We start from the raw sequence: 13,003 nt of genomic DNA, 5'->3' as shown, positions 1-13,003 counted from the left end.
GATTGCTGTGCGACTGCGACTGATCGCCGTCGGTTCACGCATGCCCAAGTGGGTGGAAGAAGGCTGGCATGAGTATGCCAAGCGTCTTCCGTCCGAGCTGGCGCTGGAACTGGTGGAAATTCCGCTCAATACCCGTGGCAAGAACGCCGACGTGGCCCGCTTCATCCGTCAGGAAGGCGAAGCCATGCTGGCCAAGGTCGGGCAGAACGAGCGGATCGTCACCCTCGAGGTTCATGGCAAGCCGTGGAGCACCGAGCAACTGGCGGTCGAACTCGATCGCTGGCGCCTGGACTCGCGCACGGTCAACTTCATGGTCGGTGGCCCGGAAGGGTTGGCGCCGGAAGTCTGTGCCCGCGCGGATCAGCGCTGGTCGTTGTCGCCGCTGACGCTGCCGCACCCGCTGGTGCGCATCCTCATCGGCGAGCAGTTGTATCGTGCCTGGACCGTGCTGTCCGGCCACCCTTACCACAAGTAATCCGCCCTCATGTCTCAGCCGATCCGCATCAAGGACCACGAAAAAGACGCCCGTCTGGTGCGTGGTCGCGTCGTGTTCGGCGCAATTGCGGTGGTGGCGCTGATTTGCGTGCTGATCGCGCGCCTGTATTACCTGCAGGTGATTCAGTACGAATATCATTCGACCCTGTCGGAAAACAATCGGGTTCACGTTCAGCCGATTCCGCCGACCCGTGGCCTGATTTTCGACCGCAACGGCGTGGTGGTGGCGGACAACCGTCCGAGCTTCAGCCTGAGCATGACCCGCGAGCGCTCCGGCGACTGGCAGCAGGTGCTCGACGTGATCGTCGAGGTGCTGGAGCTGACGCCGGAAGACCGGGTGATCTTCGAGAAGCGCATGCGTCAGGGCCGCCGGCCGTTCGAGCCGGTGCCGATCCTGTTCGAACTGACCGAAGAGCAGATCGCCCGGATCGCGGTGAACCAGTTCCGTCTGCCGGGTGTCGAGGTGGTCGCGCAGTTGGTGCGTCATTACCCGCAGGGCGCGCATTTCGCGCACTCGGTGGGTTACATGGGGCGGATCAACGAGAAAGAGCTGAAGACCCTCGATCCGGTCAACTACAGCGGCACCCACCACATCGGCAAGACCGGCATCGAGCGCTTTTACGAAGCCGAGCTGCACGGTCAGGTGGGTTACGAAGAGGTCGAGACCAACGCCCGTGGCCGCGTCCTGCGCGTGCTCAAGCGGACCGATCCGGTGCCGGGCAAGGACATTGTCCTGAGCCTGGACATCAAATTGCAGGAAGCCGCCGAGGCTGCGCTGGGCGGCCGGCGTGGCGCGGTGGTGGCGCTCGATCCGAAAACCGGCGAAGTGCTGGCGATGGTCAGTCAGCCGAGTTTCGACCCGAACCTGTTCGTCACCGGCATCAGCTTCAAGGCTTACGCCGAGCTGCGCGATTCGATCGACCGGCCGCTGTTCAACCGCGTGCTGCGCGGTCTGTACCCGCCGGGCTCGACGATCAAGCCGGCGGTGGCGATTGCCGGCCTCGATGCGGGTGTGGTGACGGCGTCGAGCCGGGTGTTCGACCCCGGTTACTACATGCTGCCCAACTACGATCACAAGTACCGCAACTGGAACCGCACCGGGGACGGCTTCGTCGACCTCGACACGGCGATCATGCGGTCCAACGACACCTACTTCTATGATCTGGCGCACAAGCTGGGCATCGACCGGTTGTCGGCCTATATGAACAAGTTCGGCATCGGCCAGAAGGTCTCGCTGGACATGTTCGAAGAATCCCCCGGCCTGATGCCGTCCCGCGAGTGGAAACGCGCGACCCGGCGTCAGGCGTGGTTCCCCGGCGAAACCCTGATTCTCGGGATCGGCCAGGGCTACATGCAATCGACCCCGCTGCAACTGGCCCAGGCCACGGCGCTGGTGGCCAACAAGGGCGTGTGGAATCGCCCGCACCTGGCCAGGACGATCGAAGGCGAGAAGCCCAAGGATGAAAATCCGATGCCGGACATCATCCTTCGCGATCCTTCGGACTGGAACAAGGTCAACCACGGCATGCAGCAGGTGATGCACGGTGCCCGTGGCACCGCGCGCAAGGCCTCGATCGGCGCGCAATACCGGATCGCCGGCAAGTCGGGTACGGCACAGGTCGTGGCGATCAAGCAAGGCGAGAAGTACGACCGCTCCAAGGTTCAGGAGCGCCACCGTGACCACGCCCTGTTCGTCGGTTTCGCGCCGGCGGATGACCCGAAAATCGTGGTGTCGGTGATGGTCGAGAACGGTGAGTCCGGTTCCGGCGTCGCGGCACCGGTGGTGCGTCAGGTCATGGATGCCTGGCTGCTGGATCAGGACGGACGGTTGAAGGCCGAATACGCCAGCCCTATCAGTGCGGAGGCTACGGCCCGTGATGAATAATTTCGATCGCATGCTCTCCAGCGAGGATGTGATGCGTCGCCGGGCGACGCTGTTGCAACGTTTGCATATCGACGGCCCGTTGCTGGTGCTGTTGTTGATCCTGGCCGCCGGCAGCCTGTTCGTGCTGTATTCGGCCAGCGGCAAGAGCTGGGACCTGTTGGCCAAACAGGCCACGTCGTTCGGCATCGGTCTGGTGTCGATGATCGTCATCGCCCAGTTCGAGCCAAGGTTCATGGCGCGCTGGGTGCCGCTCGGCTACGTGATCGGGGTGGTACTGCTGATGGTGGTGGACATCATGGGCCACAACGCCATGGGCGCGACCCGCTGGATCAACATTCCCGGGGTGATCCGCTTCCAGCCCTCGGAATTCATGAAGATCCTGATGCCGGCGACCATCGCCTGGTACTTGTCCAAACGCACGTTGCCGCCGCAGCTCAAGCATGTCGGCATCAGTCTGCTGCTGATCGGCGTGCCATTCGCCCTGATCGTGCGTCAGCCGGATCTGGGCACTTCGCTGCTGATTCTGGCCGGTGGTGCCTTCGTACTGTTCATGGGCGGTTTGCGCTGGCGTTGGATTCTCAGCGTGCTGGCGGCGGCGATTCCGGTGTCGGTGGCGATGTGGTTCTTCATCATGCACGACTACCAGAAGCAGCGAATCCTGACGTTCCTCGATCCTGAAAGCGATCCGTTGGGCACCGGTTGGAACATCATCCAGTCGAAAGCTGCCATCGGCTCCGGTGGCGTATTCGGCAAGGGCTGGCTGCTGGGCACCCAGTCGCACCTGGACTTCCTGCCGGAAAGCCACACCGACTTCATCATCGCGGTGCTCGGCGAAGAGTTCGGCCTGGTGGGCATCTGCGCACTGTTGCTCATCTATCTGTTGCTGATCGGTCGCGGCCTGGTGATTACCGCTCAGGCGCAGACGCTGTTCGGCAAATTGCTCGCCGGTGCTCTGACCATGACGTTTTTTGTTTACGTTTTCGTCAACATCGGTATGGTCAGTGGCCTGTTGCCGGTGGTGGGGGTGCCGTTGCCGTTCATTAGCTATGGCGGAACTTCGCTGGTGACGCTGCTGTCAGCGTTTGGGGTTTTGATGTCGATCCATACCCATCGCAAGTGGATCGCACAGGTTTGAATAAGGTGAAGAGTTCAATGCAAGTAATGCGTGACTGGGCGACACGATACGCACCGTGGCTCGGCCTGGTAGGCATCCTTGGCAGCGCGCAGGAAGCGTTGGCCGGCGATTACGAAGGCTCGCCCCAGGTGGCCGAATTCGTCGGTGAAATGACCCGCGACTACGGTTTCGCCGGTGAACAGCTGATGGCCGTGTTCCGCGAAGCCCAGCGCAAGCAGGCGATTCTCGACGCCATTTCCAAACCCGCCGAACGGGTCAAGCAGTGGAAAGAATACCGGCCGATGTTCATCACCGACGCGCGCATCGCCCGCGGTGTGGACTTCTGGCGCCAGCACGAGGCCACCCTGGCCCGCGCCGAGCAGGAATACGGTGTTCCAGCCCAGGTGATCGTGTCGATCATCGGCGTTGAGACCTTTTTCGGACGTAATACCGGCAATTACCGGGTGATCGATGCCTTGTCCACGCTGGGTTTCGACTATCCTCCCCGTGCCGAATTTTTCCGCAAGGAGCTGCGTGAGTTCCTGCTGCTGGCCCGGGAAGAGCAGGTCGACCCGCTGACCCTCAAGGGTTCCTATGCCGGGGCGATGGGTTTGCCGCAGTTCATGCCGAGCAGTTTTCGCGCCTACGCGGTGGATTTCGACGGCGACGGCCACATCAATATCTGGAACAACCCGGATGATGCGATCGGCAGCGTCGCCAGCTATTTCAAGCGTCACGGCTGGGTCGCCGGTGAACCGGTAGTCAGCCGCGCGGATGTCCGTGGCGAGCAGGTGGATGAAGGCCTGACCACTGGCATCGAGCCGACGAAAACCGTTGGGGAGTTGCGAGCGCTGGGCTGGTCGAGTCATGATGCGCTGCGCGATGACATGCCGGTCACCGCATTCCGCCTCGAAGGCGACAACGGCCCGGAATACTGGATGGGCCTGACGAATTTCTACGCGATCACGCGTTATAACCGCAGCGTGATGTACGCCATGGCCGTACATCAACTGTCTGAACAGCTGGTACAAGCACGGGGCGTCAAGTAATGCGGGCATTGCCTATCAATAAACCCCTGAAGCTGGTGGCCTTTGCTGCATTGGCGGTACTGGTCGCCAGTTGTTCGACCAGCCGTTCGCCGAGCCAGAAGCCGACCACCGCCGTACGTTCGCAGCCGGGCCTGGACATCAACCGGGCCCACAAGGACGGCGCGCCGTGGTGGGACGTCGATGTGTCGCGCATCCCCGATGCAACGCCAACCCTGCACACCGGCCCATACAAGGCCAACCCGTACACCGTGCTGGGCAAGACCTACTTCCCGTTGCAGGAATCCAAGACTTACGTGGCCTCCGGCACTGCGTCCTGGTACGGCACCAAGTTCCACGGTCAGAACACCGCCAACGGCGAGGTCTACGACCTGTACGGCATGAGTGCCGCCCACAAGACATTACCGCTGCCGAGTTACGTTCGGGTGACCAACCTGGACAACAACAAGAGCGTGATCCTGCGGGTCAACGACCGCGGGCCGTTCTACTCGGACCGGATCATCGACCTGTCCTACGCCGCCGCGAAAAAACTCGGTTATGCCGAAATCGGCACCGCGCGGGTCAAGGTCGAAGGCATCGACCCGCAACAATGGTGGGCCGCCAAGGGCCGTCCGGCGCCTTTGATGCTCAACGAGCCGCAAGTCGCGCAGAATAGCGCCCCGGTGATCACGGCCTCGGCCGGCACCGTCGAGCAATGGACTCCGCCGCCGCAGCAGCACGCCGCGGCCGTCGTGCCAGTCCAGCTCGATGCAAAAAAAAACGCTTCTGCACCAGCGTCTGGCCAGTATCTGCAGGTGGGCGCGTTCGCCAACCCGGACGCTGCAGAACTCCTGAGGTCGAAGCTCAGCGGGATGGTGAGCGCTCCGGTGTTCATCAGCTCGATCGTGCGCAATCAGCAGACCCTGCACCGGGTTCGCCTGGGACCGATCGGTTCGCCGGGTGAAATTGCCCAGGTGCAGAACAGCGTGCGCCTGGCCAACCTCGGTTCGCCAAGTGTGGTCACCGAGTAAACGTAGGACTTGATTGACGGTTCACCAGCGATTGGGGGGTGAACCAGGTTGTTGGCTCGTCGAAGAACAAAAGCCCGGCAAGGGTGACTGGAGTGAGCAACTGAACACGCGATGCTCGTAGGGTTTGCTCGAAAGCTCGCCGAGCGGCGATCAGGCAAGGCAAAAACAGGTGAGGAAGCGGAGTGTAGGGGACCTACATGAGCATTCCGAATCTGTTTTTAACGCAGCATGATCGTCGCGCAGGCAGGTTTCGGGCAAAGCCTGAAAGACATCTGATTAAATTTTGTCCGCCAGGACAGTTTCCATTAGCGATTTCGAGAGACGGATGAACATCACCACCTTTGCCAAACGCCTGTGTCTGCTAGTCCCGCTGCTCCTCTCGCCAGCCGCCTTCGCGGCCGAGATGATGCCGTCGCCACCACAACTGGCCGCCAAATCCTACGTGCTCATGGATGCCAACAGCGGCAACGTGCTGGTGGAAAACAACGGTGACCAGCGTCTGCCGCCGGCCAGCCTGACCAAACTGATGACCGCGTACATCGCCACGCTGGAAATCCGTCGCGGCCAGATCGGTGAAAACGACCCGGTGACCGTCAGCGAAAACGCCTGGCGCACCGGCGGTTCGCGGATGTTCATCAAGGTCGGCTCGCAGGTCACTGTCAGCGACCTGCTGCACGGCATCATCATCCAGTCCGGCAACGACGCCAGCGTCGCGGTGGCTGAACACATCGCGGGCAGCGAAGACGCCTTCGCCGACCTGATGAACAAGACCGTCGCCGATCTGGGCATGACCAATACCCACTTCATGAACCCGACCGGTCTGCCGAACCCCGAGCACTACTCGTCGGCTCACGACATGGCGATCCTGGCGCGCGCGATCATCCACGAAGATCCGGCTCACTACGCGATCTACTCGCAGAAAGAGTTCTTCTGGAACGGCATCAAACAGCCTAACCGCAACCTGCTGCTGTGGCGCGACAAGACCGTCGACGGTCTGAAAACCGGTCACACCGACGAAGCCGGCTACTGCATGGTGTCCTCGGCCGTACGTGATGGCATGCGCCTGATCGCCGTGGTGTTCGGCACCAACAGCGAAGTGGCTCGCGCCGCCGAGACCCAGAAGCTGCTGACCTACGGTTTCCGCTTCTTCGAAACCCAGACCTTCTACCAGAAGGGCACCGAACTGGCTCAGGCCCCGGTGTGGAAAGGCACTACCAGTCAAGTCAAGGCCGGCCTGGCACAAGACCTGACCATGACCCTGCCGAAAGGCCAGCTGAAGAAGCTCGCTGCCAGCATGACCATGAACCCGCAACTGACCGCGCCAATCGCCAAGGGCGACGTGATCGGTAAAGTCGAAGTGAAACTGGACGACAAGGTGGTGCACAGCGCCGACCTGATCGCCCTGGACGCTGTCGAGGAGGGTGGTATCTTCCGCCGCATGTGGGATAGCATCCGTCTATTCTTCTACGGCTTGTTCAACTGATTTGAGTTGACCTGCATGGCCCCGTTCCGATCCGGAGCGGGGCCTTGTTCGTTACCGGGCTTACGCTTACGAGGCCGTTACGCCATGACCGATACCGAAGTAAAGGCGCCAAAGATCGAATTTCCCCAGGTTGATTATCCGGTTAAGGTGATCAGCGATACGGGCGTCGGCAACAAAGACAAGATCATCGACATCGTCAAGAAACACGCCAGGATCAACGATGAGCGTGTCGACGAGCGTCAAAGCAGCAACGGCAAGTACACCACCATCCAGTTGCACATCGTCGCGACCGACCAGGATCAGCTGTACAACATCAACAGCGAACTGCGGGCTACCGGTTTCGTGCACATGGTGCTGTGATGCCGGGCACGCTGGGCTTTCGCGAGCTTGGCCAGATGGCTTACGAGCCGGTCTGGCAGGCCATGCAGCGTTTTACCAACGAGCGTGGCACCACGGCCCCGGACGAAATCTGGCTGGTGGAGCACCCGCCGGTGTTCACCCAGGGCCAGGCCGGCAAGGCCGAGCACCTGTTGCTGCCGGGAGACATTCCGGTGGTGCAGGTCGACCGCGGCGGTCAGGTGACCTACCATGGCCCAGGCCAGTTGGTAGCCTATCTGCTGCTGGATGTGCGCCGACTCGGTTTCGGCGTGCGCGATCTGGTCAGCCGCATGGAGCGCTGCCTGATCGAACTGCTGGCCAGCTACGGCGTGACCGCCGTGGCCAAGCCGGATGCTCCCGGCGTCTACGTCGACGGAGCGAAGATCGCTTCTCTGGGTTTGCGGATTCGCCACGGTTGTTCCTTTCATGGCCTGGCCCTGAACGTGGACATGAACCTGGAACCGTTTCGACGGATTAATCCCTGCGGCTATGCCGGGCTGGCGATGACCCAGCTGAGCGAGCACGCAGGATCGATTGAATTTGCCGAGGTAAGTGCCCGGCTGCGCGCGCAGCTCGTCAAACACCTCGACTATGCTGAGCAGACGACCCTGACGGGCGGAATCGACTGATATGACTACTGATGCAGTGCAAACCATGATCCCGACGCTCGACGTGACCGAGCGCCCGGCCCCGCGTCCCAAGGTTGAAGCCGGCGTCAAGCTGCGCGGCGCCGAGAAGGTTGCACGCATCCCGGTGAAGATCATTCCGACCACCGAACTGCCGAAGAAACCCGACTGGATCCGCGTGCGCATCCCGGTTTCGCCGGAAGTCGACCGCATCAAGAGCCTGCTGCGCAAACACAAGCTGCACAGCGTCTGCGAAGAGGCCTCCTGCCCGAACCTGGGCGAGTGCTTCTCCGGCGGCACCGCGACCTTCATGATCATGGGTGACATCTGCACCCGTCGTTGCCCGTTCTGCGACGTTGGCCACGGTCGTCCGAAGCCACTGGACGTCAACGAGCCGGAAAGCCTGGCCATCGCCATCGCCGATCTGAAGCTCAAGTACGTGGTAATCACCTCGGTTGACCGCGACGACCTGCGTGACGGCGGTGCCCAGCACTTCGCGGACTGCATCCGCGAAATCCGCAAACTGTCGCCGAACGTGCAGCTCGAGACCCTGGTCCCGGACTACCGTGGCCGCATGGACATCGCCCTGGAAATCACCGCGGCCGAGCCGCCGGATGTGTTCAACCACAACCTGGAAACCGTACCGCGCCTGTACAAGGCTGCGCGTCCGGGTTCGGACTACCAGTGGTCGCTGACCCTGCTGCAACGCTTCAAGCAGATGATGCCGCACATCCCGACCAAATCCGGCCTGATGCTCGGCTTGGGCGAGACCGACGACGAAGTCATCGAAGTCATGAAGCGCATGCGCGAACACGACATCGACATGCTGACCCTGGGCCAGTATCTGCAACCGTCCCGCAGCCACTTGCCGGTGCAGCGTTTCGTGCACCCGGACACCTTCGCCTGGTTCGCCGAGGAAGGTTACAAGATGGGCTTCAAGAACGTCGCGTCCGGCCCGTTGGTGCGTTCTTCGTACCACGCTGACGAGCAAGCGAAACTGGTCAAGGCCGAGCTGCTCGGTTCCTGATTCAGCGCTGAATGAAAGAATGCCCGCCGGGGTTTATCGCCCGGCGGGCATTTTTTTGCCCGGCCTACACTCGTTACTGACTTCTCCTGCAATCTGCGGCGCAGCCGAGCCTCTTCTGTTTGTCGCCGTTCCTGACTACTGTGTGAGCATGACTTCACACAGGGAGATCCATGGATGACCGTTCGACCGACCCACACCCTTTTTCCGCACAAGTCTGTGCCCGCACTGCCGTCGGAAGGGCTGATCGGCGTCATTGCGCCCGCCGGCCCCGGCACGCTGGATACCGAAAAGGCCGTTCAGTGGATGCGCGCCCGGGGTTACGGTTTACGGGTGTTCCCGGGCGTCTATGAAAAGGACGGTTATCTGGCCGGCAGCGACGAGGTGCGGCTCAACGATCTGCACGCGGCGTTCGCTGACGAAGAGGTCGATGCGATCATTTGCCTGCGCGGTGGTTACGGCACGCCAAGGTTGCTGGATCGGATCGATTACGATCTGCTGAGCCGCCATGCCAAGCCCTTCGTCGGTTACAGCGACATCACCGCACTGCACCTGGCCATCAGTCGCTACGCCGGGTTCGTGACCTTTCACGGGCCGTTGTTGAATGCCGATCTGCTGGGTGACAAGGAGCCGCCGACGGTGACCTCGTTCTTCGCCATGCTGCGCGGTCAGTTGAAGGCCGGCAGTGTACTGAGTCATCCGGCGGCTTATCCGTTGACCACCGTGGAGCCCGGCATTGCCCACGGGCGTTTGCAGGGCGGTAATCTGGCAATGATCGCCTCGACTCTTGGCACGCCTTACGAAATCGATGTCGAAGGGGTGATTCTGCTCATCGAGGACATCAACGAGCCGCTGTACCGGATCGACCGCTTGCTGACCCAGATGCGTCTGGCGGGCAAGTTGGCCAGATTGCGCGGCGTGTTGGTCGGGGACGTGGCGGGTGTGGATGTCGAGGCCTTGAACCGCTTGCTCAAGCAGACCTTTGAACCCCTGCGGATTCCGGTGCTGTCCGGCTGGCGCAGCGGGCACTGCGATCCGAACCTGACGTTGCCGCTGGGGGCGTTGGTTCGACTGGATGCGGGCAAGAAGGAGTTGATGCTGGAACAGGATGTGGTGATTCGCTGATCGAGCCGCAAAAAAAGACCGCCGCCTGAAGAGGCGGCGGTCTTTTTGTTTTTACTGGTTACGCAGGCTTTCCAGCAGCTTGTGCGTCGGATAACCATCCGCCGGCCAGCCAAATGACTGCTGCGCAGCGCGAATCGCCTTGCGCGTATTGGCACCGATGATCCCGTCGGCGGTGCCTGCGTCGTAGTTGCGCGCGGTCAGCAGGTTTTGCAGTTCGATCCGCTCGGTGCGGCTCAACGGCAGGTCGTCTTTTGGCCAGGTGCCATTGATCAGGCCGGCGCCGTTGAAGCGCTCGGACAACAGGCTGACGGCCAGTGCGTAGGACGACGAGTTGTTGTACTTGAGGATCGCCCGGAAGTTATCGAGGATCAGGAACGCCGGGCCACGGTAGCCAGCCGGCAGCAGCAGAGCAGCAGACAGTTGCTCGGAGCCGGCCGGCACCTGGCCGCCGTTCGGCAGGGTTACGCCCAATTGCCGCCATTCGGCGACGCTTTTTCGAATAGCGCCGTCAGCCAAGGTGTAGTTGAAACCGCTTGGCAGTTGCACTTCGAAGCCCCACGGCTGGCCACGCTGCCAGCCGGAGCTTTGCAGGTAGTGCGCGGTGGAGGCCAATGCGTCAGCCGGGCTGCCCCAGATGTCGCGGCGACCGTCACCGTCGAAGTCCACGGCGTGGGTGTTGTAGGTGGTCGGGATGAACTGGGTCTGGCCCATTGCACCGGCCCAGGAGCCGAGCATTTTCTCCGGCGTGATGTCGCCCTGTTGCAGGATCTGCAGCGCCGCAATCAGCTGCGCATGGGCAAAGCCCGGACGGCGACCTTCATAGGCCAGGGTCGCCAGCGAGTTGATCACCGACTTGCTGCCCTGGAACTGGCCGAAGTTGCTTTCCATGCCCCACACCGAGACCAACGCCTGACGGTCAACGCCATAACGCTGCTCGATGCTTTGCAGAATATCGGCGTACTGGCTGATCAGTGCCTGGCCTTTGCGCACGCGCAACGGCGACAGTGCGCCATCCAGGTATTCCCAGACCGGCCGGGCGAATTCCGGCTGGCTGCGGTCGGCGCGAATCACGCTGGCATCGAAGCTGACATTGGCGAAGGCACGGTCGAACAGGTCGGCACGAATGCCGGCGGCCAGGGCTTCCTTGCGGAAACCTGCCTGCCATTCGGCAAAGGTCTGGGTCGGTTGCAGGTCGAGGTTGTCACCGGACGGCACTACCGGCGGGATGACCGCTGGGGCTGTGGCAACGGGGACGGTCTGAAGCGGTTGAGCGTCAGCGGCGGTGGGTTTTTCCGCGCAGGCGACGAGCAATACGAAGCTGGAGGCAGCGATCAGTTGGCGAAAGGGCCAACGACGGGAAAGACTGAGGGGCATGCACGGGTCCAGGGAATACGAATCAGGTGCAGACCTTAACATGAGGAAGGGGTGCTGCGCTTCAAGCGGCCAGAAAGTAAGAAGCCTCCCAGCTGTCAGACTGGAAGGCTTCGCGGCGGTAGCTGCCTTTACCCTTGGTTGGTCGTTCCTGACGGCTGCGGAACAGGGGTTGGGCGACGATGGATTTGGCCTTGTTGTGGCCATGTTTCGATGGCTTTTTGCTCATGATGATTCTCTCGATTGAGTGAGGTTTTGCGCGGCAGATAATCTGCCGATCTAGAGCGTCTGTCTATAGGACCGACGGCGGGATGTTCTGTAGGAAATGGACTCGGTAAAAAACGGGATCGCAGCGCGCGATCCCGGAATTCATTCGGCAGGCAATGTCAGGCGCTGACCGGCCATCAGCAGCGCCAACCGGCTCAGGCTCATCCACGGCGAGCCGGCCGCCTGGCCCTTGATTTGTGCATCGATGCGCTGGGCTTCGAGCAGCAACTGTGCCCAGCGTTGCGCCGAGTAGCGTTGCAGGGCCTTGCTCATCAGCGGTTTTCGCTTGTCCCAGACCGGCGGCTTGGCCTGACTGAAGCACTTGTCCAGCGGCGTGCCCTGGCTGTATTGCAACGAGATGTTGGCCAGCAGCCGTAACTCCCGAGCCAGGGCCCAGAGGATCACCGGCGGCTCGACCCCTTCACCGCGCAGCCCTTCGAGCATGCGCAGGGCGTGGGCCGGTTCGCCGTTGAGCACTGCATCGGTCAGGCCGAACACGTCGAAACGCGCACTGTCGGCCACGGCCGCCTGTACGGTTTCGATGGTGATCTGTCCGCCCTCGGCCATCAGCTTGAGCTTTTCGATCTCTTGCGCAGCGGCCAGCAGGTTGCCTTCGACCCGCGCTGCAATCAGCTCGACCGCGTCCTGGCTGGCCGACAAGCCGGCCTGGGACAGGCGCTGACGAATCCAGCTCGGCAGCTGGTTGGCGTCCACCGGCCAGATCTGCACGAACTGGGTCTGCTGACCCTCGACCAGCGCCTTGCCCCACTTGGTCTTCTGCGCGCTGCCGTCGAGCTTCGGCAGGCTGATCAGCAGCACCGTGTCTTCAGCCGGGCGCGAGCAATATTCGATCAGCGCGGCGGCGCCCTTGTCACCGGGCTTGCCCGAAGGCAGGCGCAGTTCCAGCAGGCGTTTTTCGGCGAACAGCGACATGCTGGCGCCGGCCTGGAGCAATGTCCCCCAATCGAAATTGGCGTCGGCGGCAAAGACCTGGCGTTCATCGAATCCTTGCTGGCGGGCAGCGGAGCGGATGGCGTCGGCGGCTTCCTGACACAGCAGCGGGTCATCGCCGCTGATGATGTAGACCGGCGCAAGAGCGCCTTGCAGGTGTTTGCCGAGTTGGGCGGGAGCGAGCTTCATAAGAGAGGGCGAACGGGGCGCCTGAGCGCCCCGAACGTC

Annotated in this window: 13 protein-coding genes; 10 read left to right on the top strand and 3 right to left on the bottom strand. The window is 62.0% G+C overall.

Going from position 1 to position 13,003, the window contains the following annotated elements; genetic code table 11:
* Positions 1 to 7: 7 nt before the first annotated feature.
* The 10 genes from rlmH to L6D74_RS19605 all read left to right on the top strand — a co-directional run bounded on the left by rlmH (position 8) and on the right by L6D74_RS19605 (position 10,186).
* Positions 8 to 475, top strand: a complete 468-nt coding sequence (rlmH, locus tag L6D74_RS19650; RefSeq protein WP_009051038.1) for a 23S rRNA (pseudouridine(1915)-N(3))-methyltransferase RlmH — start codon at positions 8 to 10, stop codon at positions 473 to 475.
* Positions 476 to 484: 9 nt separating this feature from the next.
* The gene (mrdA, locus tag L6D74_RS19645; protein ID WP_039771860.1) at positions 485 to 2,380 is read left to right on the top strand and encodes a penicillin-binding protein 2; all 1,896 of its coding nucleotides are present in this window, start codon (positions 485 to 487) and stop codon (positions 2,378 to 2,380) included.
* A gap of 31 nt (positions 2,381 to 2,411) precedes the next feature.
* Entirely contained in the window at positions 2,412 to 3,515 is a 1,104-nt protein-coding gene (rodA, locus tag L6D74_RS19640; protein WP_050761190.1) for a rod shape-determining protein RodA, read from the top strand.
* A 17-nt stretch (positions 3,516 to 3,532) separates the two neighbouring features.
* Positions 3,533 to 4,543, top strand: coding sequence for a lytic murein transglycosylase B (gene mltB, locus L6D74_RS19635; protein ID WP_085648685.1), 1,011 nt, complete (start codon positions 3,533 to 3,535; stop codon positions 4,541 to 4,543).
* Positions 4,543 to 5,550, top strand: a complete 1,008-nt coding sequence (locus tag L6D74_RS19630; RefSeq protein ID WP_011336096.1) for a septal ring lytic transglycosylase RlpA family protein — start codon at positions 4,543 to 4,545, stop codon at positions 5,548 to 5,550. The genes mltB and L6D74_RS19630 overlap by 1 nt, the downstream gene beginning before the upstream one ends.
* A 325-nt stretch (positions 5,551 to 5,875) precedes the next feature.
* On the top strand, positions 5,876 to 7,033 hold the full coding sequence (locus L6D74_RS19625; protein WP_011336095.1) for a D-alanyl-D-alanine carboxypeptidase family protein: 1,158 nt from the start codon (positions 5,876 to 5,878) through the stop codon (positions 7,031 to 7,033).
* Positions 7,034 to 7,117: 84 nt separating this feature from the next.
* Positions 7,118 to 7,393, top strand: a complete 276-nt coding sequence (locus tag L6D74_RS19620) for a DUF493 domain-containing protein (protein ID WP_011336094.1) — start codon at positions 7,118 to 7,120, stop codon at positions 7,391 to 7,393.
* Positions 7,393 to 8,040 (top strand): lipoyl(octanoyl) transferase LipB, encoded by a 648-nt coding sequence (lipB, locus tag L6D74_RS19615; RefSeq protein ID WP_039771855.1) that lies wholly within the window; start codon positions 7,393 to 7,395, stop codon positions 8,038 to 8,040. The genes L6D74_RS19620 and lipB overlap by 1 nt, the downstream gene beginning before the upstream one ends.
* A 25-nt stretch (positions 8,041 to 8,065) precedes the next feature.
* Complete coding sequence (lipA, locus tag L6D74_RS19610) at positions 8,066 to 9,064, top strand: lipoyl synthase (RefSeq protein ID WP_162130488.1); 999 nt, start codon at positions 8,066 to 8,068, stop codon at positions 9,062 to 9,064.
* Between the two features lie 174 nt (positions 9,065 to 9,238).
* A complete protein-coding gene (locus tag L6D74_RS19605) occupies positions 9,239 to 10,186 on the top strand; it encodes a S66 peptidase family protein (RefSeq protein WP_085648686.1) in 948 nt (315 codons plus the stop codon).
* Positions 10,187 to 10,237: 51 nt separating this feature from the next.
* On the opposite strand, the gene L6D74_RS19600 is transcribed toward L6D74_RS19605, so the two are convergent.
* The 3 genes from L6D74_RS19600 to holA all read right to left on the bottom strand — a co-directional run bounded on the left by L6D74_RS19600 (position 10,238) and on the right by holA (position 12,964).
* Complete coding sequence (locus L6D74_RS19600) at positions 10,238 to 11,560, bottom strand: lytic murein transglycosylase (RefSeq protein ID WP_236190102.1); 1,323 nt, start codon at positions 11,558 to 11,560, stop codon at positions 10,238 to 10,240.
* 61 nt (positions 11,561 to 11,621) lie between these two features.
* The gene (gene arfA, locus L6D74_RS19595) at positions 11,622 to 11,786 is read right to left on the bottom strand and encodes an alternative ribosome rescue factor ArfA (protein WP_007958672.1); all 165 of its coding nucleotides are present in this window, start codon (positions 11,784 to 11,786) and stop codon (positions 11,622 to 11,624) included.
* Between the two features lie 140 nt (positions 11,787 to 11,926).
* Positions 11,927 to 12,964, bottom strand: a complete 1,038-nt coding sequence (holA, locus tag L6D74_RS19590) for a DNA polymerase III subunit delta (RefSeq protein ID WP_039771848.1) — start codon at positions 12,962 to 12,964, stop codon at positions 11,927 to 11,929.
* Positions 12,965 to 13,003: the final 39 nt, after the last annotated feature.

Origin of the sequence: Pseudomonas pharyngis (assembly GCF_021602345.1) — a bacterium.
Taxonomy (GTDB): domain Bacteria; phylum Pseudomonadota; class Gammaproteobacteria; order Pseudomonadales; family Pseudomonadaceae; genus Aquipseudomonas; species Aquipseudomonas pharyngis.
The sequence above is the reverse complement of the archived record's forward strand: the minus strand, read 5'-3'. Positions and strand labels throughout refer to the sequence as shown.

What these genes read in the sequence shown, in the direction of transcription:
- lipB (WP_039771855.1), top strand. Translation starts at nt 7,393, where the DNA reads ATGCCGGGCACGCTGGGCTTTCGCGAGCTTGGCCAGATGGCTTACGAG.
- arfA (WP_007958672.1), bottom strand. Translation starts at nt 11,786, where the DNA reads ATGAGCAAAAAGCCATCGAAACATGGCCACAACAAGGCCAAATCCATC.
- L6D74_RS19625 (WP_011336095.1), top strand. Translation starts at nt 5,876, where the DNA reads ATGAACATCACCACCTTTGCCAAACGCCTGTGTCTGCTAGTCCCGCTG.
- L6D74_RS19600 (WP_236190102.1), bottom strand. Translation starts at nt 11,560, where the DNA reads ATGCCCCTCAGTCTTTCCCGTCGTTGGCCCTTTCGCCAACTGATCGCT.
- mltB (WP_085648685.1), top strand. Translation starts at nt 3,533, where the DNA reads ATGCAAGTAATGCGTGACTGGGCGACACGATACGCACCGTGGCTCGGC.
- L6D74_RS19605 (WP_085648686.1), top strand. Translation starts at nt 9,239, where the DNA reads ATGACCGTTCGACCGACCCACACCCTTTTTCCGCACAAGTCTGTGCCC.
- lipA (WP_162130488.1), top strand. Translation starts at nt 8,066, where the DNA reads ATGATCCCGACGCTCGACGTGACCGAGCGCCCGGCCCCGCGTCCCAAG.
- L6D74_RS19630 (WP_011336096.1), top strand. Translation starts at nt 4,543, where the DNA reads ATGCGGGCATTGCCTATCAATAAACCCCTGAAGCTGGTGGCCTTTGCT.
- mrdA (WP_039771860.1), top strand. Translation starts at nt 485, where the DNA reads ATGTCTCAGCCGATCCGCATCAAGGACCACGAAAAAGACGCCCGTCTG.
- holA (WP_039771848.1), bottom strand. Translation starts at nt 12,964, where the DNA reads ATGAAGCTCGCTCCCGCCCAACTCGGCAAACACCTGCAAGGCGCTCTT.
- rodA (WP_050761190.1), top strand. Translation starts at nt 2,412, where the DNA reads ATGCGTCGCCGGGCGACGCTGTTGCAACGTTTGCATATCGACGGCCCG.
- L6D74_RS19620 (WP_011336094.1), top strand. Translation starts at nt 7,118, where the DNA reads ATGACCGATACCGAAGTAAAGGCGCCAAAGATCGAATTTCCCCAGGTT.